This window comes from Paenibacillus sp. G2S3 (assembly GCF_030123105.1).
In the GTDB taxonomy this organism is placed as follows: Bacteria; Bacillota; Bacilli; order Paenibacillales; family Paenibacillaceae; genus Paenibacillus_AQ.
In genome coordinates this window covers 2,561,643-2,583,602 of the sequence record NZ_CP126095.1, presented here as the reverse complement: position 1 = coordinate 2,583,602, position 21,960 = coordinate 2,561,643, and the positions used below count along the sequence as shown (strand labels likewise).

Sequence of the window (21,960 nt, the reverse complement as noted above, 5' to 3'; positions counted from 1 at the left end):
CTTTCTATTCTAAATTCACATAACGACTGTAAGCATCGGTTCGAATTTTAACCAGCTTATCCAGCCCCATTCCCCGCAGTTGTTTCACATAATCAGCCCAGCCCTCGTCGATTTCACCTGTAATTATAAACTGAGCGCGCATTGTATCTACGTAACTATCAATATCGGTGGCCAAGGTCGGCAACTCCTGAAACTCTTCTGCGGTGTACATTACATTAGGGAAAGGTGGAATTGTATATTCACTTCCCAGCTTATCGAGCTGCAGCTTCAGTCCATCTCCGGTTTTAGGGTTTAGAAAAATGGATTTTTCAAACACTGGACTAACATATTTCGGTCCGAAATCCCGGAGTGACTGATCCCAATACCAGGCATCAGCACTGGTGCCAGCCGGTGGGTCCATCAATGTATACGAACCGTTGTCATTTTTCTTAATAACGGTGTCTATCGCTCCCCAGAAATTCTGAATGCTTGCTTCATTAGTGTAGAACTGATCGGCCCAGCGGGCGGCAATCTCTGGAAATTTGCAAGAAGTGGTGATCAACAGCTCGTTGCGTTCCAGATTCATTCCATACGGATTTCCTACGGTGTAGCGCTTACCATCCGGCCCTGCAATCGGAGGAATGGTCACATATTGATCGCTCCATTTGCCAAACACGGCATCCGGGGTCCACTGATACGAAAAGCCTACAATCGGAGCATCCGGATTAAGAAATTTGGCCGACCTCATTGTCTCGTCTTGAGTGAATAGCTCTGTATCAAGCAACCCATCAGTAAATAATTTATGCTCCCATTTAAGCCCTTCTTTGTATTCCTCTGAAATCGGGTAATAAACCGCTTTTCCGTCTTTGACCACCATAAAGTTATTATTCAAATCCGCGATCCCGAAGGGACTGATAAGATCATTACTTAATTCGATAACAGGAATTTCATCCTGTTGTCCGTTCCCATTCGGATCACGTTCTTTGAACGCTTTAAGCACGTTGTAGAGATCATCAATCGTATCGGGAACCTTCAATCCCAAATGATCTAACCAGGTTTTGTTAATCACAGGTTGGCGCGAGCTTTTAGGACGTGAGGGTAATCTTGCAGGCAGAGAATAGATTTTCCCGTCAGGAAAAGTGCTGATTTTTCTCATTTCAGGTGTTTCTTCCATAGCTGCTTTGAGATTAGGCATATGCTTTTCGATATAGTCATCGAGTGGCCGAAATAAGCTTAAATTATTAACGATATCCGAATCCCCGAAAGTCTGACTCCCTAAAATGATATCTGGAAGTGTACCACTTGCCAGCATAATCGACTTCCGTTCACTCCAATCATTGGAAGACATCACCTGCCATTCAATTTTGACATTCGTGTGCTTTTCCAAATCCTTGAGCCATTGATTCTGAATAAAATCATCTCCCATGCTTCCCCACCGAACCGTTAGAACTTTCAGCGTCACGGGATTATCCACTATTGGCAAACCTTCTTTATTAAATTGACCCGGATCAGTTTCAACAGCGTTTACTTCTTTGTCCCCTTTACAGGCTGTAAGGCTAGCAAGCAACGTTGTCACTAGAAGAATGACGGTGATTGTTCTATAGATACTGTTTTTGGGTTGCTTATTCATTACGGTCTTGCTCCCTCACAAATGTTAGTAGAAAAGTATATGAGATTATTCCTTCACTGCGCCGATCATTACGCCTTGGTTAAAGTATTTTTGCACAAATGGGTATACACACATAATTGGAACAGTAGCCACGATAATAACTGAATACCGCATCATATTGGCAAGCCGTAGTGCGATTTGTGCAGCTTCACCGGTTCCCATACCAGATTGCATCTGATTGGTGATCAGAATATTTCGCAGAATCAGCTGCAAAGGATACATATTAGGATTTTTCAAATAAATCAAGGCATTAAAATATGAATTCCAGTAACCGACAGCGATCCATAAACCCAACACTGCAATAATAGCCTTCGACAGCGGTAAAACTATCTGTGCAAAATAACGGAGATTGCCACAACCATCAATTTGCGCTGCTTCCCATAAATCTCCCGGAATACTTGTCTGGAAAAAAGTTCGTGCCACTATGATATTAAAGACTCCCACTGCGAAAGGCAGTACCATAACTAAGAAAGTATCATATAGATGAAAATCACGAACCGTTAAAAAGGTAGGAATCAACCCCCCATTAAAGAACATTGTAAAGATGAAAAACAGCGAAATATATTTCCGCCCCACAAGGTCCTTTCTTGACAACGCATAGGCTGCTGAGATATTTACTACTAAGCCGATTGCAGTCCCAACCACCGTGTACAGGATGGTGTTCCAATACCCGATCCAAATATTATCATGCCGCAGTAGCTCTTTGTAACCATCAAATGTAAACCCTTTAGGAAATAGCCAGACTTGACCTCCTGCTACCGCCGAAGGATCACTGAACGAAGCAATGACGATAAAATACAGCGGATAGATCAGGATAACTAGAAAAATTGCCGATATTACATACATCACTATTTCCATTATAGTATCCGAAGAGCGATTCTTCTTTATTTTTCCTACATTTCCTTTAGTCGCTGTCTCTAAACCTCCCATTTCAATGCTCCTCCCCTTCTACCACAAGCTATTTTCGCTTAATTTTTTAGAAATCTGATTGACCATAATCAATAAAATAAAATTAATGACCGTGTTGAACAAGTTAATCGCCGACGAAAAGCTGTACTGGCTGCTGAGCAGACCAATTTTGTAGACATATGTGGACAGAATCTCACTTGAAGTGATGTTCAAATCATTTTGCATTAAGTACACTTTTTCAAATCCAACCCCAAGCAGTCCCCCGACCCGCAGGATAAGCAATGTTATCGCTGTTGGCATCAACATCGGAATATCGATATAACGAATTTTATGCATCCGACTTGCGCCGTCCACGGTTGCGGCCTCGTACAAGCTAGGGTCAACAGCGGAGAGCGCAGCGATAAAGATAATACTGTCCCAGCCAACATGCTGCCACACATCCGACCAGACGTACACACTACTGAATAACCCGGCAGAGCCCATAAGATCAGGCGCTTCTTTTCCAAAAAGACTATACATATTCCCCAGCAGACCGGTGCTAGGTGAGAACAAAATCATCATTAAGCCCACCATAACTACCGTGGAGATAAAGTGTGGCATATAGGATACGGTCTGAAAAAATCGTCTAAAACGGTTTGGTCTCATCTGGTTAACCATCAGCGCCAGTATAATTGGAATCGGAAACGTAATCAGACTGTACACACTGATGACTAGCGTATTTTTAATGGTTGCTGAAAATTGATAGGAATTAAAGAACTTCTCGAAGTATTTGAATCCGGCCCATGGACTTCCGCCAATTCCTAATGCCGGGCTATAATCCTTGAAAGCTATGAGCACCCCATACATTGGTTTATATGCGAATAACAACGTAAGGACTACTGCAGGAAAAAGCAAAGTATACAGACCCCAGTTTTGTTTGATTTGTCCGAATTTCCGACTCAAACGAATTGGATCAGATTTCATGACATCCCCTCCTTTTTAAATAGAGAATGCTACCCTACAAATTTATGCAGGGCAGCACCTTTTTCGAAAGATCAATAGTTTATTTCACACTCATGTAACGACTGTACGCATCTGTGCGAATCTTAACTAATTTTTCAAGCCCCATTTTATTTAGCTGTTTGACATAATCATCCCAGCCTTCGTCAATTCCACCTTTGCTAATAAATTGGGCGCGCATTGTATTCACATAACCGTCGATATCCGTGGTCAAGGTTGGCAGCTCCTCGAACTCCTCGGAGGTGTACATAACGTTAGGGAAAGGCTCTGTTACAAATTCACTACCCAGCTTATCTAGCTGCAGCTTCAGTCCATCCCCACTTTCAGGATTAAGAACAATTTTCTGTTCAAAGGACGGGCTCACATATTTCGGCCCGAAATCTCGAAGAGACTGATCCCAGTACCAGGCATCTGCGCTGGTTCCAGCAGGTGGATCCATCAATGTATAGGTGCTGTCATCATTCTTCTTAATTACAGTTCCAATTGCACCCCAGAAATTCTGAATGCTCGCTTCGTTCGTGTAGAACTGATCTGCCCAACGCGCAGCAACCTCTGGATACTTACTCGAAGTAGTAATCAGCAATTCATTACGATTAAGATTCATCCCAATTGGATTACCAATCGTATAACGTTTACCATCCGGTCCAGCAATCGGCGGAATCGTCACATATTGATCGCTCCATTTACCAAATACAGCGTCCGGGGTCCACTGGTAAGTAAAGCCCACAATAGGAGCATCCGGATTTTGGAACTTGGCTGATCTCATCGTGTCATCCTGTGTAAATACCTCTTTGTCTAGCAACCCTTCCGCATACAATTTATTTTCCCATTTGAGACCTTCTTTGAACTCCTCCGAAACAGGGAAATATATCGCTTTTCCATCCTTGATGATCATATTGTTGTTATTCAAGTCGGCAATTCCGAAAGGACTGATCAAATCATTACCAATTTCAATAAATGGAATCTCATCTTGTTTGCCATTTCCATTTGGATCTTGTTCTTTAAAGGCTTTTAGCACGTTGTATAGCTCATCAATCGTTTCAGGTACCTTCAAACCCAATTTGTCGAGCCAGGTCTTGTTAATTACAGGCTGACGTGAGCTTTTTGGACGCGATGGAAGTCTTGTTGGCAGAGAGTAGATTTTGCCATCAGGGAAGGTGCTAATTTTTTTCAGTTCAGGCGTTTCTTCCATGGCCGCTTTAAGATTTGGCATATTTTTATCAATATAATCATCTAACGGGCGGAAAAAACTTAGATTATTAACGATATCGGAATCTCCGAAGGTTTGATTGCCTAGGATAATATCTGGAAGTGTACCGCTAGCCAGCAGAATGGACTTCTGTTCGGCCCAGTCATTGGAGGACATCACTTGCCATTCGATTTTGACATTCGTATTTTTTTCCAGATCCTTTAGCCATTGATTCTGCGTAAACGTGTCTCCCATGCTTCCCCAACGTACGGTCAGTACCTTAAGAGTTATAGGCTCATTTACAATCGGCAGCCCTTCTTTGTTGTAACTGCTCGTCTCACTAGTCGCAGCATTATTCCCGTCTTTTCCGCCGCAGCCAGCAATACCAAATACCATAGCAGCAGCCAGTAGACCCACAGTCCATTTCTTTGCCGTCTTTTTCTTACTGTGTTGACTCATCTTCTTAATCCCCCATTTCAATTAATCAAAGTGCATCTGAATAGCTTAATCATAACTACTTATTTTTTCGTATTCCGGACACTTTAAGATGGTTATCCAGACCTTTGAATCCGCTTACAAAAAATACAAAATCTAAAGCCTTCGCTTAAGGATATTTCATAACAGTATTCCGACTTCTGTATGTGCTTTCCGGACTTTACAGTAAATCGTTCGAGAGTTCTCCTGTTTTTTTTCCGCAGAGGTTTTATAATGATTTTATGACCAAAAAAACAGCGGAACACAAAACCTACCCCATTCGCCATTATATAAAAGTCATGATGTTGGTTTCATTCACAGTCCTTATTCTGGATTTAGCGATCAGCATTACTTCCATTTCCATCGTTAAGCAGCAGTCCACTCGAAATTTACAGGATACCGCTGCACTCTACATCAATCGTATCAATCATGATTTTGCCTATATTAATCATTACATGGGCTGGACGCTTGGTAACGATGAGAGCTTACTTGCGATGAATACTTACGGGGTCAATAGTATCGAGTTCTTGAAGGCAAATGATAATCTGCATAAACGCTTTACCGAGCTGCAAAAAAACTACGGACATGAGTATAACTTCTTCTACTATTTGAAAAATGAGAACTACTTTTTAAATTGTGCACCGATCAGCGTGACGTATACGGATTACAGAGCGCTCAAAACGAAGATTATTTCTTATATTGATGATAAGGAGATGTATGAGAAGTTTTATTCCAAATGGACACCTATCCTTGTAAACAACCACTACTATGTAATTAATATCGTTCCCTATTACAATCGGTATTTAATTGGACTGATCTCTGCCGATAATCTGATCCGTCCTCTACGTCAGATTAATCTTGGTGCTAATGGGTATGTTTCTCTCGTGGATGAGCATGAACGGCCTTTAACCAGTCCGATATCCAACAGCGGAAAGCTGATAACGGAAAATGGGGGATTCTCTAATCTTTTGCAATCGCGTACAACAATCAACAGCGCGTTCTCGGACACCACTTTCAGCACCAAAATGGTCATTAAATATGGCATATTCGAAAAAATCATGATTGCTCAGCTGCTTATTATGCTACTCTTCTTCATCGTGACCTCCACTTTATGCATCGTTCTACTCTTTTTCAAAAAAAGAGTACTGGGCCCAATTCAAAGCTTCTCTGAAAACCTTGCATTCATTAATGAAGCTGGGCAGCCCGCAGATTTTAAAAGCAGTGAGATCATAGAGCTAGAGCAGGCAAATACACAGTTTAAAGGATTAATTGAACAAATCAAAACCTTTAAGATCGCTATGTACGAGCAGGAACTGGAGAAGCAGCGGATACAGCTGGACTATATGAAGCTTCAGATCAAGCCCCACTTTTTCTTGAACTGCTTGACTAGCATCTATAGCATGGCCCAAATTCAAATGTATAAAGAAATTGAGAATATGACGTTGTCTACGTCGAAATATTTCCGTTATATTTTTCAAAATGGTGAGAATTTTGTACGGCTAGAGGATGAAATTGAGCATGTCCGGACTTATCTAGAAATTCAAAAGCAACGTTATCAGGATGCATTTATTTACTATATTGATCAGGAGGATCAGGCAAGCCGTGTGGAAATTCCACCGTTAGTACTGCAAACCTTCATCGAAAATTCAATTAAATATGCGATTTCACGAGAACATGAAGTAGAGATCAGGCTTTCCGTACAACGATTACAGATGGAACAGGAAGAAATGCTCGTTATCCAGCTCACCGACACCGGTCCCGGTTTTCCACCGCAAGTGTTAGAGAAGCTTAATCTTGGAGAGCCCTTAGATCAAATCAACGGTACCCAGATCGGCATTATGAATACGCTTAAAAGACTGGAATATCTGTATTTAAAAAGAGCGACCATCACCTTCTCCAATTTGGAGAGCGGCGGCGCTAGTGTAATCTTATCTCTTCCGGAGCTTCCTAATAAATCTAAATGAATGGAGAGCTAACTATGAATGTACTGCTTGTTGATGATGACTTTTATGTTATTGCCGCATTGCAAAAGAGAATAGATTGGGAATCGCTACATATAGATACTGTTTATACGGCTAATAATGTCGCTCAAGCACGCGAAATAATAGAAAAGCATTCTGTTCAAATTCTGATTTCGGATATTGAAATGCCGCAGGGCAGCGGCCTGGAATTACTGGCGTGGATTCGCGAGGGGAATTATAGTATTCAGACGATTCTTCTTACCAATTATGCGGATTTCAACTATGCGCAGAAAGCGATTGAATTGCAAAGCTTTGAATATTTTCTGAAGCCCATCGAATTTGATAAGCTGATGCTGATCATCCAAAAAGCTATCACACAGGCAAAAGAACAGCAAAGAAACGAAAAAGCCATTCAAGGCGGTTACTTTTGGCAAAAAAATCAGGCGAAGATTCTCGAGCATTTTTGGCGCAAACTGGTTAGTGGGAGTACATCATTTCCGATTAAATTAGCAGACATCACCCAAGCGATTGAAGAACAAAACCTCTCCTATCAAATGAGTGATACCCTGCAGCCTTTAATCTTCAACTTATTTCCATACAACGGCAGCATGGGAAAAGAAGAGAAGGATCTTTTTGATTTTGCCCTGCTGAACGTATTATACGAATTGTTTAAGAGTCCTTGCTTTACCATTGAGAGCATTCTGGAATATAAAGATTATAATTGGATCGCCTTATTAAAATGGAATCAGGCACCAGACACGCTGTTGCTTGAAGAATTATGCACTTCCTTTATTCAAAAGGCTAATCCTTATTTAAAGTGTGACGTCTGCTGCAATATTGGTTTATACGATAAACTAAATCATGTGGGAAATGTTCTGAAACAATCTCTGACTATGGATGAAGAAATTACGCGGTGCAGAAATCAGACCTTTTTGGTGGAAGCCTATCTCTATCAAAATAAAACAGGCTACACGCCACCGGATCTTGCCCATTTGGAAGAGCTGCTGAACCAGAATCAATTCACTATTTTTCTTGAGGAAGTTACGCACTATTTAAAGGTTATGCTGAACAATAGAACACTGGAGACCTCTGTTCTTAGCTTGTTCCGCTTAGATATTGTTCAGCTAGTCTATTCATTTCTCAACCTCAAAGGGATACGGTCGCACAAATTATACTCCGGCAAGACTAACGATAAATTAACCAAGCACTCTCTGAATTCGATTGAGGATATGGAAGAATATCTTAAATATCTAGTCACAACAGCTATGAACTACCGTGACTTTGCTGCACAGACCAAATCCGTCGCAGAAGAAATCAAACAATACATTCATTCCCATTACGGCGATGATCTGACGCGAAATGATTTAGCCGAAATTGTATATCTTAATCCTGATTATCTGGCAAGAATATTTAAACGAGAAACGGGTGTTTCATTAGGCAGCTACGTCATCCAAGTTAGAATCACGGCCGCTAAGCATCTATTGGAAACCACAAATATGTCTGTCTACACCGTCGCAAACAAAGTAGGTTATAACAACTACTCCTATTTCTCCAAGCTTTTCAAACAAGAGGTTGGCCTTCCTCCCAACGACTATAAAAAGGAACAGCAATACAATCCAGCATATTAAAAGAGGATAAGCCAGCGACCAGTTCATGGTTGCTGGCTTATCCTCTTTTGGATACCTTAAATATATTAATTACCATCTACCTTTACTCCTACGCTGCCGGGAATCAGTTACCCCTACCTTACTCTTACACATAGTAATCATCCGCCACGCCCTTACTCATACGCTGCCGGAATCTTACACTACTGACCTTACTCCACATTAATCATCCGCCACGCCCTTACTTATACGCTGCCGGAATCTTACACTACTGACCTTACTCTTACACACAGTAATCACCAGCTCCGCGCTCACCCCCATCATGCTTCCGGACTCAGATGACGTTATTTGCACATTTATCGCCTTTTGACCACAGTTTCGGACTCCAGTGCAGCTATTCCTTAGAAACAGCTCCAAATCAAGTGTGTTTCAGGCCAATAGCGACTATGCGGTCCGTTAGATTTCCAAATGTGGCATTATGGCGCGTTTAAGGTCAGCTGGGTCCGATAGCTACTTCGTACGCGGAAATCTGGAGCTAATAAGCGAAGCTTGCCCGCGGATCAAGGGAAAAGCACCACACCACCAGTAATCACCCGCCCCGCTCTCACCCCCATCATGCTTCCGGACTCAGATGACGTTATTTGCACATTTATCGCCTTTTAACCACAGTTTCGGACTCCAGTGCAGCTATTCCTTCGAAATTGCTTCAAATCGGGTGTGTTTTAGTCCAATAATGACTATGCGGTCCGATAGATTTCCAAATGTGGCATTATGGCGCGTTTAAGGTCAGCTGAGTCCGATAGCTACTTCGTACGCGGAAATCCGAGTGAATCAGCGAAGCTTGCCCGCGGATCAAGGGAAAAGCACCACACCACCAGTAATCACCCGCCCCGCGCTCACCCCATCATGCTTCCGGACTCAGATGACGTTATTTGCACATTTATCGCCTTTTGAGCACAGTTTCGGACTCCAGTGCAGCTATTCCTTCGAAATTGCTTCAAATCGGGTGTGTTTTAGTCCAATAGCGACTATGCGGTCCGATAGATTTCCAAATGTGGCATTATGGCGCGTTTAAGGTCAGCTGAGTCCGATAGCTACTTCGTACGCGGAAATCTGGAGCTAATCAGCGAAGCTTGCCGGGGAACATGGGAAGGCTCTCCACTACCAGTAATCTTACAAGCTCCAAAAACATGTAAGTGCCCCAGCAGTTATAATCCTAAGAGCTGGGGCACCTCTTTTACTAAGTTAAGCTTGAAACGCTACATATTTATCGCCAAGCAAATTTTTAAAATAAGTGCGATTATATAACATGCTAGGATGAGACGGATAAAAGTTCAGCGCCATTTCATTATGATGATTTGCTACCTCGTGTTGGCCGAGACGATCATAACAGAGTGCCAATTGAAGATGCGGTAGCCAGGTATAAAATATCCCATTCTTCATGCCCATCGAATCGTTATCCCGCGGCAGATTTATCGCAAGCTCATACCAATATGTCGCTGGTTGCAACTGCCCTTTTTCCAGAAGAAGGGCCCCAAGTCGGCAGCAGAACTCTGAACGTGGTTTATCGTACTGTAACGTTCTGCATAACGCTTCAAATGCACCATCTTTATCCCCCAACCGTTCCCTGCATTCGGCAAGTCTTAAGCAAGCTTGAAAATTATCCTCTATCCAGCCCTGCCCACCCGTCAAAAACAGCTCGTAGTATTTGCAAGCCTCTTCATTCAAGGCATGATCCCGTAATTCATTCGCATAATAATACTGATCTCTTGGAGAGAATGTTTCACCCTCGGCCACTCTTTTTTGGTAAATCCGCAAATTACGGTCTGTATATTCCTTATCCTTCTCATGGGTAACACAAACATCACTACTGAATGAAGGACCACTTACCTCTAAATATTCATGTACTGGACCAATCCATTGAAAATTACAGCTCCGGCGAACGAGCCGATTCCGACGCAAGCTAGCTGTGACATTTCCCGCCTCGTCAAAAGCCAGATTATACTGCATATTCACGCTATGGATATGTTTTGGCAGAATCTCTTTTAGCTTTTTAAACAGAATCTGATCCGCTTCCTTTATATAGTCATCCGCATCCAGCCACAAAATATACTCCTGAGTAGCTTTACTGAAGGCAAAATTACGTGCGGCACTAAAATTATCGATCCATTCGAAATCATAAATCACAGCTCCGAAGGACAATGCAATCTCTTTCGTCTTATCCGTCGAGCCTGTATCCACGATAACCACTTCTTCTACAAGACTTGCAATACTAGACAAACATCTATGCAAGCTTTTTTCTTCATTTCGTACAATCATACATAAGCTAATCGTGACCATACTCGCCCTCCTAAGCGTTTTGTTTAAAATTTCTTTCTATATTGATATGCAGGGTTAGTGAAATGGAATCCCTATCTATCCCGGCCGATAATGAAGAACTTCAGAAAATAAGGGCTATGTATAGTGTGAATCTTATAATTTTTATTTTCATAAGAAACTTTCCACTTCATTCATAGGTCTATATAGATATGATCAAAGGAGGTACCGATATATGAAATCGAAACGAAGACTCGTTAGAAGAGGCTGGATCTTAGCTTCAATATTGTGTGTCGTAATGGCAATAGTACTGTTGATTGGATATAAGGGCTTCACTAATAACGAAGCTCCCCTCTCTCAAAATGTGCTCAAATTTCCTAGCAGCGATCCCAACAATGAACCAGTCCTCATTCCACTGCATACCACGCTGGCGCAGTTAAGTATCGATAGCGGTGAGGAAACTGTAAATACAGAAGCTCCCCCTATTCCTGAAATGACTTTTGCCTTATCTCAAAAAATGAAAAACCAAGTCGAGGCAACGCTCGTCTATAGACCTGATATGGGTGGGGGTTATCTTCTACTCGCTCCTGCTGGATGGCAGGCTACCGCGGTTGTCGGTGCTAACGGTTCTTATGGGGTTACCTTTCAGGATCCAAACAATCCGGAACAAAACATGAACTATTCAGATAATGCTTGGGGTTGTGTAGGCTGTGCCATCACTGGAATTGGGACTTATTTTCCGAATAAAGCCGAATGGGCCGATGAGATGGGATTTACAATTTATAATCCCCTTAAGTTCAGTGAACGGCATACTTTAGGCCCGGCAGGAGCTGAAGCTCGTACTGTCAGATATACACTTCCAGTAGACACAGACGGCTATCAAGCCGAAGGTGCCGCGTATTACGATAAAGGTGAATGGGGTTATTTATTCCGCAATATTGAAATGCATCAATCGCAAACAGCCCCACAGCAGGAAGTGGTAGAGACCCTGATGAAGTTTTTTACAGATCATCAAGGACCACTTTTCATTGCTGATCCAAACGGTGATAAATCGGACTAATCATGTGAAATTCTTGATGAAGATATTTTCAAAGTTTGCTTCTGCATTTAGAAAGACGTAGGTGCTATTTTTTGTTATAATCAATGCAATGCGTTGTTTATGAATTCAGACATATATAAAGGGGACGTTACCATGACTCAAATTATTAAAACTCTAACTATTGCAGGCAGCGACTCCAGTGGTGGCGCAGGCATCCAAGCGGATCTAAAAACATTTGAAGAGTATGGTACCTACGGCTTTAGTGCCTTGACAACTATCGTTACAATGGACCCGGACAACGGCTGGCACCATAATGTTTATCCAATTGATGCCTCCATTGTTGCTGAGCAGCTAAAGACTATTTTCGCAGGTGGTCCAGTAAATGCCATGAAGACGGGTATGCTGGGAAGTGTTGAAATCGTGCGTGTTGCTGAGCAAGCAATCAAAGAAAATCTACAGACCAATGTAGTGATTGATCCAGTCATGGTCTGCAAGGGCGAAGATGAAGTCTTGAACCCAGACAGCGCGGAGGCTATTCGCGTTTTACTGCTGCCACTAGCCACTGTGGTTACACCCAATCTGTTTGAAGCAGGCGTTCTTTCAGGTCTAGGCAAACTTTCTACCCTAGAGGATATGAAAGAAGCTGCTCGTCTGATTCATAAGCTCGGTGCCCGTAATGTCGTGGTTAAAGGCGGCAAAGCACTTGGGGGCGATCAAGCCATTGATGTCTTCTTCGATGGTTCTGAGTACACCGTATTTCAAACAGCCAAAATCGAGCCTGCTCACAATCATGGGGCTGGATGTACCTTTGCCGCTGCCATTACAGGCGGTTTAGCTAACGGTCTATCCGTTCATGAAGCTGTAGCAAAAGCTAAAGATTTTGTCTCCGCAGCCATTCGCAATGGCTTTGCGTTCAATGAATATGTGGGTCCTGTATTTCATGGTGGCTATCGTTTAGAACGTTAGAACCCCTAAGCTAACGATCCAGAAACATAAATGGCAGTCCAGATGCTGAAATTCAGCTCTGAACTGCCATTTTTATTTTGCGAGTATAATTACTTAAACCCTGGAAAGTCAGCCAGATCAGAAAGACGGATAAAAAACACGATTACTGCTAATACACCAAGTAGAATGATTGGAAACGTATGTTTGAACGAATCTTTTTCGCGAATATGAATCAGAATTCCGCCGATGGCAGTCACGCCAAGTATAAGTGCACCTACTGCTGCCCAACTAGGCTCCCAGTAGCCAACAATCAATGCCGTCGCAGCGACAAACTCTATTAGTCCCGTTACTACCCGAAACCATTGTGGTAAACGCCATTTTTTAAAGTTATCCACGTGCATTTTTGAACCCGCTACTTTTCCCGATCCTGCCATAACAAAAGCAAGCACCAACAAACTTTGCAATACGATGGATACAATATTCATAATCATCTCTCCCTAAAATAATTTGCAACTACAGCAAGCACATATTAAAGTAAATGAATTCTCTAATAAACAATAGATGATACATACACTACTCCGCTTCGTTTATTCCCCCTTGTTATTATATGTGCTCATCTCAAGCACAATACCACTAAAAATAAAAGTTGCAGCGATAAACTGCAACTATGATAAGCACATTATAGTAGCTGGAGAAACAATTGACTAGCACTTTTTTTATGGATAAAGTTATTAACAAAAAAACTCTACCCGTTCCATCACATTAGTAATCGTATATTGACGTAAATACTCAATGGTCCGTTGTTCGGTCTCTTGGAGAATTCTTTCTAGCTCCACATCGAGCAAAGCACTTGCTCCACACCCCATATCCACTTCGAGTTCCTCCGCCGTAGTACTAACTGCCTCATAAATCTCGCCCAGTGTGATCTCATCGGCAGGTTTCCGAAGAACATACCCACCTTCTCTTCCACCTCTGGACTCCACGATTCCCGCAGTTGCCAAAGACTGCATCACTCTACGCATAAAGGTCGCGTGTGAATTGACTTGGCTTGCAATCATTGCACTAGATAAAATGCTTCCGCTTTTAGCCAGCCAAACGATGGAATGTACCGCTATTTTAAAACGGGGAGGTCCGATGTTCACTCCGCGATTAGCTGTACTCATGCCCCATCTCCCCTTTCAACTGCAATTATATAAAGCACATTATAGAGTATAACAAGGGATGGAGCAAACCAACGAGGGCACATCCCATTGGAAAATGCCCTGTAATATTTAGTATTTCTCCGATCAACTATTCAAAACCAGTAAATTTAATACTTTGTTTATGCTTACGTCTATTCTGATCTTTCCACGAGAGAACGACTTCCAGTTCTTTTGCCCCATTCATTATAAAAAAATGGCTAAAGCTAACCGTCTCATTCGGCTGCATAGCATAGCTAAATGGATCTACTAAGATGATTTGCTCCTGATTAGGATCCTGCACTGGTCGGTACAACTCAAACGTTACATCTATGATATCTTCACTTAAGTTAGTGACTAATAGCTCGTAGCTCTTATATTTTTCCGGCTGTGGCGAAGGCAGTTTACTTTTATGAAGCTCCACCGCCCATTTGAGTGTTTCATTCTTTAAGGGTAAAACACTTGTAACAGCGAAAATACTAGAACCACCAGTAATCATTAAACACAGAACTAGCAGTGTCAGTAAAAGCTTTCTATTCAATGCTCATATCTCCTCGCTATAGGTATGCGTTTAAGATTAACGAACACTGATTTTTTATGCGTTTTTCGGCAAAAAAAAGTACTCGAATCTAAATTCGAGCACTTCATACACACATTATTTTATTAAAATAGATAAGGCGCTTTTAGAGGTCAAACGGAACGATAGATCATCCTTGCCCTGCAATTTCACAGCTAAATTCTCATCCTTTTCACTATCGTTGAACAGAACAACCGCAATGGAGTGATCTGTATTCTTAAAAGCTACGGAACGAATCACTTCTTGATTAGTGGAAACGTCAATACGTACAGCCTTAGGACGTATGAATTTGCTGAAATGTGCCAGTGCATAGTAGTCCAACGTATACGTAAGTTCTTTAGTCTCTTGGTTGACCGTCACCACACCGCGACAAGTACTTTTGCCAAAGCCCGGTACAGTTGGACCGTTTTTCTCATCTAAGGCCATATTCCACAAGACAAAGGATTTACTATGATTTCTGAGAATATCAATCCCTGTTCTCATTACATTCGAGAAGGCTTGTTCAAACGGAGGAATCCATTCTCCACCAGAACCTTCTGTAAAATGGACTTCTTTATCTGCAAATGCTTTTAGAACCTCTGATTGTGCTGACGCATTCCCGCCATACCAGTGCCAAGCTACACCGTCCACTTCATCCTTCGCATAATCCAGCACCGTTAGTGGATAATCTGGACGGTCCCAGTTGTGATCGTAGCAAAGAATTTTTGTGTTGATGTTGTGCTTCACGAAGCTAGGCTTCAGATAGTTTTTAATGAAATCTCTTTGCGCTTCAGGCAGCATTAACATACTTGGATAATGCTTTGGTTCAAAAAGAGGCTCGTTCTGCGGTGTTACCGCATAAGTTGGCAGACCGTGCTTTTCAAAAGCTTGAATGTATCGTACAAAATAATCGGCATAAGCCTGGTAATGTTCATGTTTAAGCTCACCAGCAATCATAGATCCGCTAGTCTTCATCCAGCCTGGTGCACTCCAAGGTGAAGCCATCAGCTTGATCTCAGGATTAAGCTCCAGTGCTTGTTGTAACAAAGGGATAATATCTGCTTCATCATGTGCGATGGAGAAATGAGTTAATTCTGTATCGGTTTCCTGTGCAGGCATATCGTCATAGCTATAAATATCTCTAGCATAATCCGATGCTCCCATTGGATTTCTTAATACGGACAAGCCAATTCCGTCTTGGGAATCAAAAAGCTTGCTCATGACTTCTTTTTTCTGTTCATTGTCCAGGACTCGGTTAATCAAGTAGGCGGATGAATCTGTAAAGGATGCCCCAAAGCCATCCATTTCCTGAAAGGTTTGATTCTCATCGAGGGTTATTGTGGTAATAGTCTCATCAGAAGCCATTGGAGTCAATTGTTCTAGCGTCTGCTCTACGAACAATTCATTCTCCCCTGTAGATTGATAAATTTTAAGATTTGTCATGTTGTTTCCCTCCACTTTTCTATATATTTTTCTGTGTTTATCACTCCTGTAATGATGAGGCCCCGGGAAAGGGGCCCTGTCCAGCCTGCTACTTATTTAAGACCTAATTTTTCTTTGTTATTCTTCATTTTTTCAGAACGAACTTCTACAATCTTATCCCAGCTGTTATCATTCAAGAATGTTTTGTAAGCCGCTAAGTTACTATCGAAAGTAGCATCATCTTTGGAACGAATCAAACTTACAAGAGTAGTATTCCAAGTAGCATCAATTGCAGTTAGACTACGCGCTTCAGGCGTTCCTTGAGCAGGGTTGATATTTTCTAGAATGAAGTGCGGTTTCATCTTTCCTTTGCCCCATTCTTGCATTTGTTTAATCGACTCTGCGAATGCATCATTACTCAATGCTTTATCACGGTCATGTCCGAAGAACATAAATTCACCCATCCGGTAATCCTTTTTAAATTTATCAGCATTATTCAATTGAAGATCTTTGATTTCAGGCAAGAATTCAATTTTACCGGCTTCATTAACTTTATAGGTTTCTCCTTCAATACCATAGTTCATAAGCTTTTGTCCTTCTTCACTCAATAGATAAGTGTAGATTTGAATCGCTTTAGCAGGGTCCTTAGCTTTTTTAGTAACGTAGGTGATCATCCAGCCTGTAATGCCTGACTGATTCAACGTTGGCTCATGACCAACTGTGCTTTGCGGTCCATCAATAGCGATATATTCCTTACCTGGATTTCCAGTCATGAAGATTTGCAAGTTACCACTTTGTTGAGGCGTTCCATCGAGCAGCATTGTTGCATATTTACCTGATTTCACTTTTTCTTCAAAGGCAGTACCATCATCAGCAAAACTGTCATCACTGATGTCACCATTTCTGTAGACTTCATTTAATGTTTTCAACCAAGTCAAATAGTCCTCATCCAGATTACGGTTGTAGAACTCGCCATTTTCAGTTTCCATCGGTACGCCGATGAAGTCCTGTAGTACATCTCCCAAAGAACCAGTACCTTTACCAATGGAGTTAAAACCAAAAGGAATCATTTCTGGGAACTGCTTTTTGATTTGCTGCATAACGCTCTTGAATTCTTCCGGAGTACCAATGGTTGGTTTTCCAATCGCTTCGTAAACATCCTTACGGATGACGAATGCCGTTTTAGCAGGGATGTTACCGCTATCATAATCGTTTTGCGTATTGGAATAGTTAGGATATCCATAAGTCTTGCCATCTGCTAACTGGAACCAGTTCATCGTATCCTTTTCAGCCACTTTATTGAAATAAGGATCATATTTATCAGCTAGATCATTCAAAGGCAGCGCCCATGTAGCCGCTTTTTGTACCACAGGAGAGTTAGAATCAAATACAGTCAACAAGTCCGGCATTTCACCACCAGCAAAAATCGTATTGAGCTTAGTGTCATCGCCTTTAATAAATTTAATGTTGATATTCAGATCCTCTTTAATTTTTTTAGTAACGAGGTCTTTACCGAAATCAGTATTCCACCAGTCTGCATTCACGTACCAAGTGAGATCCGTAGTTTCCTCTTTTTTATCCAGCTTCCATGCCGGTGTTTCTGGATCTATCGTATAACGCCCTTCAATAGAGCTTAATTCTTTACTGGAACTATCAGAATTACCTTTTGATCCACACCCAGTGAATACTAATACAACAGCCATAAGTGCAGTACAAAGTTTGAGTCCTTTTTTCCCAAATGCTTTGTTCATCCCTTGTTTCCCCCTAAAAAAGTTTTGTTAGTAACGGAAGTGTAGATCTGATTGTGCTAGCTACACTTCCGATGGATCATTTCGCACATAACTGTTTGCTATAAACCCCTCCAATCTTTCTATTCTTTCACCGCCCCCATCATCATTCCTGAAATAAAGTACCTCTGTAATATTGGATACATCACAACAATCGGCAAAGTTGTAATGACAATTGTTGCTAGTTGAACCCCTTTAGTTGTTGTTTCGATAATGGCAGATCCACCGACATTTTGCATGGATTGCGTTTGCGACTGAACGATAATTTCATAGAGCTTCATCTGCAGCGGATAGAGTGCTTGATCGGTAATGTATAATTTAGTGGTCATAAAGTCATTCCACTGCCCAACCCCGTTAAACAACGCGATCGTAGCCATAGCCGGCATGGAAAGAGGGATAAAAATCTTCAGGAATATACGCCAGTCACCCGCACCATCGATTTTGGCTGACTCTTCAAGTGAATCCGGCACGTTTCTGAAGAAGTTCATTAGAATAACTACGTCATAATAACTGAATAGGGCTGGGATAATATAAACCCAAAAGCTGTTCAATAGACCGAGTGATTTAATCAATAAATACGTTGGAATCATACCACCCGAGAAGAACATGGTGATTACACCCATGGCAACGTATAGCTTGCGGCCACGTATGTATTTTTTACTCAAGCCATAACCGATCATCGCGCAAAAGAATACATGGGTAATAACCCCGATGAACGTTTTGGCAATGGAGACAAGAAAGGCTAGTCCAATCGTCTCATCATTAAATACTGCGCGATAATTCTCTAAGGAGAAATCAGTAGACCAGAATATAAATCCGCCTTCCGCGAGCGCCTTACCTGAGCTTAAGGAGGAGATGACCACATTCCATAAAGGAACAACGATAATTACAGTACAGATACAGAGTAAAATAATATTTATAGTATTAAAGATTCGACTGTCGAGATCTTCTTTAGCTACCGTACGATTCACAGAAATGCCTCCTTCTACAGAACTGATTGATTATCATTTAATTTGCTGGATACTTTGTTCGCACTAATCAGTAGGATCACAGAAACAATGGAGACACCTAGACCCACAGCAGTAGCATAAGAGAAGTCACCTTGCGTCATACCCATACGGTACACATAAGAATTAATTACTTCTGCTTTGACACGGTTCTGAGAATTCATCAAGACCAAGGTTTGATCCAGATTCGATCCTAATAAACCGCTTACAGTTAGAATCAGATTTAAGCTGATAATAGGCTTCATGTTAGGTAGGGTAATATTCCAAATTTGTCTCATACGACTTGCCCCATCTATTTTGGCAGCTTCATAATACGTAGGATCAATTTTGGACATGATGGCTAAGTATAAAATCGTTCCCCAACCTGCCTCTTTCCAAATATCAGATAACGTTGCAATCCACCAATACTTGTTCGCATCAAGCAAGATATTTACCGGTTTCGAAATGATCCCCAAATTGAGCAGAATCTCATTAAACATACCGGAGGAAGAGAACCAAGCGATCAACATCCCGCCCAGTACGATCCAGGACAAAAAGTGTGGTAAATAAGAGATTGTCTGTACTATTTTCTTAAAGCGTCCACCGCTTAATTCATAAATCATGACGGATAGAATAATTGGAATAACAAAACCTATAGCTAATTTCAGAAAGCTGATCCCCAAGGTATTGACTACAGCATCCCAAAAATATTTGTCTGATAAAATAATTCTGAAATTATCAAGCCCCACCCATGGTGCAGAATCGAGCGTGTCTATTACGGTGTAACTCTTAAAAGCAATCGTCAATCCGTAAATAGGAATGAAACAAAAGATAATCATAAAAATGATTCCCGGGATGACCATGGACTGGATCTCCCATTGTCTCTTATAATCAATCACAAATTCTTTGACCCTCTGTCCCATCGGTTTCTTGCTGTTCATTGGATTCTTCCCGTTCACTGGCACTACGGCTAATTTATCCACGTTTTTCTTCTCCCCTCCAAATCATGATCCCCATAACAATAAAAACGTTTTTATTTCTTTTTAAAAAAAACCTCCTAAAAGCAACAAAATTATAAAAAAATGATCGGTAAGCCTCTTGTTGTACTTCTTAAAAGTGTTAGTACCGATCAATCTTCACTTGAGTAGTACCACGAACGATTAGTTCGCCTGGCAATTTCATCATTTCGCCTTGTTCCTTCTTCTGAATCATGCGAACTAGGTGATTAACGGATAGAATACCTTGTCTGGCAATTTGATTTCTTACCGTCGTTAATGGCGGTGAGAAATACTGCGCGATATCAATATCGTCAAACCCCATAACGCTAATATCTAGCGGGACTTCATATCCATTCGATTTCAAAGCTTGAATACAGCCAATGGCGCTCAAATCATTCCCCGCTAGAAAAGCATCAGGCATTTTTTCAGGACTTAAATGAACCAGAGACTTTATAGCGTTATAGGTGCTCTCTTCCTCAAAATATCCTTGTATAATATACTCTTCGTTCGTCGGAAGCTGATATTGACGCAGGGCGGCCAAGTATCCTTCTTTCCGCTGAACACTGTCATACATCTCATCTACACCAGATATGTAAGCAATTTTCTTGTGTCCCAGACTGATTAAATATTTAGTTGCTTCGTAAGCAGATTCAAACGAATTAAAGATCACGCTGCCCATCGTTTCATTCTTAAGTGGTCGATCCAGAAACACAGCCTTGATTTTGTCTTTCACCATTGCGGCAATTTCTTCTTCATCTATTCTTAGCTCTTCGTAGATAATGACGCCATCCACACGTCGGCCTAGAATATTGCTCATAATTACTTGTTTATCCTTTGTGACAAATACGTTTAACCCATAACCTAACCGATCACATTCACGAGACATGGACTCCACCAGCTTATAGAAGTAAGGGCCCGCTACACTTGTCGTGAAAAAACCTAGCATTTTAGTTTTTCCGTTCCTTAGGAGCTTACCATTTAGGTTTGGAACATAATTTAATTGCTTTGCGACCTTAAGCACATGTGATTTCGTCTCCGGATTTAATACATCAACGTCATTTAGTGCGTTGGAAACTGTAGAAATGGATACTCCAGCCTCTCTAGCAACGTCTTTGATGGTTACCTTTTCCATAATGATTCAATCTTCCTTTACAAATAAAAACGTTTTTATAGATTTAAATTACCATAAAAACGTTTTCATTACAATATGTTTTTTTATTTTTTATTATTTATTATTTCTCTATTTCGCATCATTCATAATATCTGATTAGCAGATTCCCCTAGATCCTGATAATTTAATCTGCAGGCAGTTCGTAGACAGTGAGCAGTACTTATATGTGCCTCCATCCACACGTCTCATTTTAGAGTTAATCAGGCCTGCTTTTTGCAGCTTGGCAACATGGGTGCTAACCATCGCACTACTTAGATAGAGCTCGGCAGCCAGTTCTTTAATATGCATCTCTTTTCGGTCTAGTAGTTCGATAATCCTTAACCTGACTTCACTTGCAAGTGCTTCATAGACTCGAAGCGATTCTGTATCTGTAGTTAAGTGCATTTTATTGTCTCCTATGCCTTTGAATTAGTATTTTTATGTATTCACAAATCAATTTCTTAGTTAACAATAATATTAATCATTGATTTTACATAAACGAGATAAGTATGGATGCATTGTAGCTACTACCTGTGATTATATTCAAGCTAAGAAAAAGAGCAAGAAGAAAATTAGAGTTCGAAGATGTATACACACTAGAAGAACACTGGTCGTGGCTGCTGTCTCATTACATTACTAAAACATGTGAACCGTGTAAAGATGGTCTGCATCGGCCAGCTATTAATGGTATTGCACCGATCATGACCGAGAATATCCTGGAATGTGATTCGTCTGCGGGTGAACGGCTAGACACCGCCATAAAGAATCACAGAAACGCCCCATTGGATCTTTGTAACAC

18 protein-coding genes and 1 pseudogene are annotated in these 21,960 nt (G+C 41.3%); 5 read left to right on the top strand and 14 right to left on the bottom strand.

The window, feature by feature from the left end:
• Positions 1–4 precede the first annotated feature (4 nt).
• The 4 genes from QNH28_RS11030 to QNH28_RS11015 all read right to left on the bottom strand — a co-directional run bounded on the left by QNH28_RS11030 (position 5) and on the right by QNH28_RS11015 (position 5,204).
• A complete protein-coding gene (locus QNH28_RS11030; protein ID WP_283911394.1) occupies positions 5–1,609 on the bottom strand; it encodes an extracellular solute-binding protein in 1,605 nt (534 codons plus the stop codon).
• A gap of 45 nt (positions 1,610–1,654) precedes the next feature.
• A complete protein-coding gene (locus QNH28_RS11025; RefSeq protein WP_283911393.1) occupies positions 1,655–2,578 on the bottom strand; it encodes a carbohydrate ABC transporter permease in 924 nt (307 codons plus the stop codon).
• An 18-nt stretch (positions 2,579–2,596) separates the two neighbouring features.
• On the bottom strand, positions 2,597–3,520 hold the full coding sequence (locus tag QNH28_RS11020) for an ABC transporter permease (RefSeq protein ID WP_283911392.1): 924 nt from the start codon (positions 3,518–3,520) through the stop codon (positions 2,597–2,599).
• A 79-nt stretch (positions 3,521–3,599) separates the two neighbouring features.
• Positions 3,600–5,204 carry an extracellular solute-binding protein gene (locus QNH28_RS11015; protein ID WP_283911391.1) on the bottom strand — a complete coding sequence of 535 codons (1,605 nt, stop codon included), beginning with the start codon at positions 5,202–5,204 and terminating at the stop codon, positions 3,600–3,602.
• Between the two features lie 314 nt (positions 5,205–5,518).
• On the opposite strand from QNH28_RS11015, the gene QNH28_RS11010 reads away from it, so the two are divergent.
• Both QNH28_RS11010 and QNH28_RS11005 read left to right on the top strand, forming a co-directional pair.
• Positions 5,519–7,183, top strand: coding sequence for a sensor histidine kinase (locus QNH28_RS11010; protein WP_283911390.1), 1,665 nt, complete (start codon positions 5,519–5,521; stop codon positions 7,181–7,183).
• 14 nt (positions 7,184–7,197) lie between these two features.
• Positions 7,198–8,808, top strand: coding sequence for a response regulator transcription factor (locus QNH28_RS11005; protein ID WP_283911389.1), 1,611 nt, complete (start codon positions 7,198–7,200; stop codon positions 8,806–8,808).
• Positions 8,809–10,029: 1,221 nt separating this feature from the next.
• Here the strand turns inward: QNH28_RS11005 and QNH28_RS11000 are convergent.
• A complete protein-coding gene (locus QNH28_RS11000) occupies positions 10,030–11,124 on the bottom strand; it encodes a glycosyltransferase family 2 protein (protein ID WP_283911388.1) in 1,095 nt (364 codons plus the stop codon).
• Between the two features lie 211 nt (positions 11,125–11,335).
• Between QNH28_RS11000 and QNH28_RS10995 the strand changes: the two genes are divergently transcribed.
• Together QNH28_RS10995 and thiD are read left to right on the top strand one after the other, a co-directional pair.
• Positions 11,336–12,160 carry a DUF4850 domain-containing protein gene (locus QNH28_RS10995; RefSeq protein ID WP_283911387.1) on the top strand — a complete coding sequence of 275 codons (825 nt, stop codon included), beginning with the start codon at positions 11,336–11,338 and terminating at the stop codon, positions 12,158–12,160.
• 132 nt (positions 12,161–12,292) lie between these two features.
• Complete coding sequence (gene thiD, locus QNH28_RS10990; RefSeq protein WP_283911386.1) at positions 12,293–13,105, top strand: bifunctional hydroxymethylpyrimidine kinase/phosphomethylpyrimidine kinase; 813 nt, start codon at positions 12,293–12,295, stop codon at positions 13,103–13,105.
• Between the two features lie 89 nt (positions 13,106–13,194).
• Here the strand turns inward: thiD and QNH28_RS10985 are convergent, their stop codons facing one another.
• From QNH28_RS10985 to QNH28_RS10945, 9 genes are all read right to left on the bottom strand, one after another.
• Entirely contained in the window at positions 13,195–13,569 is a 375-nt protein-coding gene (locus QNH28_RS10985; RefSeq protein WP_283911385.1) for a DoxX family protein, read from the bottom strand.
• 246 nt (positions 13,570–13,815) lie between these two features.
• Positions 13,816–14,247: an RrF2 family transcriptional regulator gene (locus QNH28_RS10980; protein WP_283911384.1), complete on the bottom strand. Its 432-nt coding sequence runs from the start codon at positions 14,245–14,247 to the stop codon at positions 13,816–13,818.
• A gap of 127 nt (positions 14,248–14,374) precedes the next feature.
• On the bottom strand, positions 14,375–14,803 hold the full coding sequence (locus QNH28_RS10975) for a hypothetical protein (RefSeq protein WP_283911383.1): 429 nt from the start codon (positions 14,801–14,803) through the stop codon (positions 14,375–14,377).
• Positions 14,804–14,917: 114 nt separating this feature from the next.
• Complete coding sequence (locus QNH28_RS10970) at positions 14,918–16,261, bottom strand: glycoside hydrolase family 30 protein (protein WP_283911382.1); 1,344 nt, start codon at positions 16,259–16,261, stop codon at positions 14,918–14,920.
• A 92-nt stretch (positions 16,262–16,353) separates the two neighbouring features.
• Positions 16,354–17,991, bottom strand: coding sequence for a type 2 periplasmic-binding domain-containing protein (locus QNH28_RS10965; RefSeq protein ID WP_283911381.1), 1,638 nt, complete (start codon positions 17,989–17,991; stop codon positions 16,354–16,356).
• Positions 17,992–18,110: 119 nt separating this feature from the next.
• A complete protein-coding gene (locus tag QNH28_RS10960) occupies positions 18,111–18,998 on the bottom strand; it encodes a carbohydrate ABC transporter permease (protein WP_042187049.1) in 888 nt (295 codons plus the stop codon).
• A 14-nt stretch (positions 18,999–19,012) separates the two neighbouring features.
• Entirely contained in the window at positions 19,013–19,954 is a 942-nt protein-coding gene (locus QNH28_RS10955; RefSeq protein ID WP_283912117.1) for an ABC transporter permease, read from the bottom strand.
• Between the two features lie 178 nt (positions 19,955–20,132).
• Positions 20,133–21,143: a LacI family DNA-binding transcriptional regulator gene (locus QNH28_RS10950; protein WP_283911380.1), complete on the bottom strand. Its 1,011-nt coding sequence runs from the start codon at positions 21,141–21,143 to the stop codon at positions 20,133–20,135.
• A gap of 135 nt (positions 21,144–21,278) precedes the next feature.
• A complete protein-coding gene (locus QNH28_RS10945; RefSeq protein ID WP_149644052.1) occupies positions 21,279–21,566 on the bottom strand; it encodes an ArsR/SmtB family transcription factor in 288 nt (95 codons plus the stop codon).
• Between the two features lie 210 nt (positions 21,567–21,776).
• On the opposite strand from QNH28_RS10945, the pseudogene QNH28_RS29735 reads away from it, so the two are divergent.
• A pseudogene (locus QNH28_RS29735) lies at positions 21,777–21,871 on the top strand (alpha-L-arabinofuranosidase C-terminal domain-containing protein); the annotation flags it as partial.
• Positions 21,872–21,960: the final 89 nt, after the last annotated feature.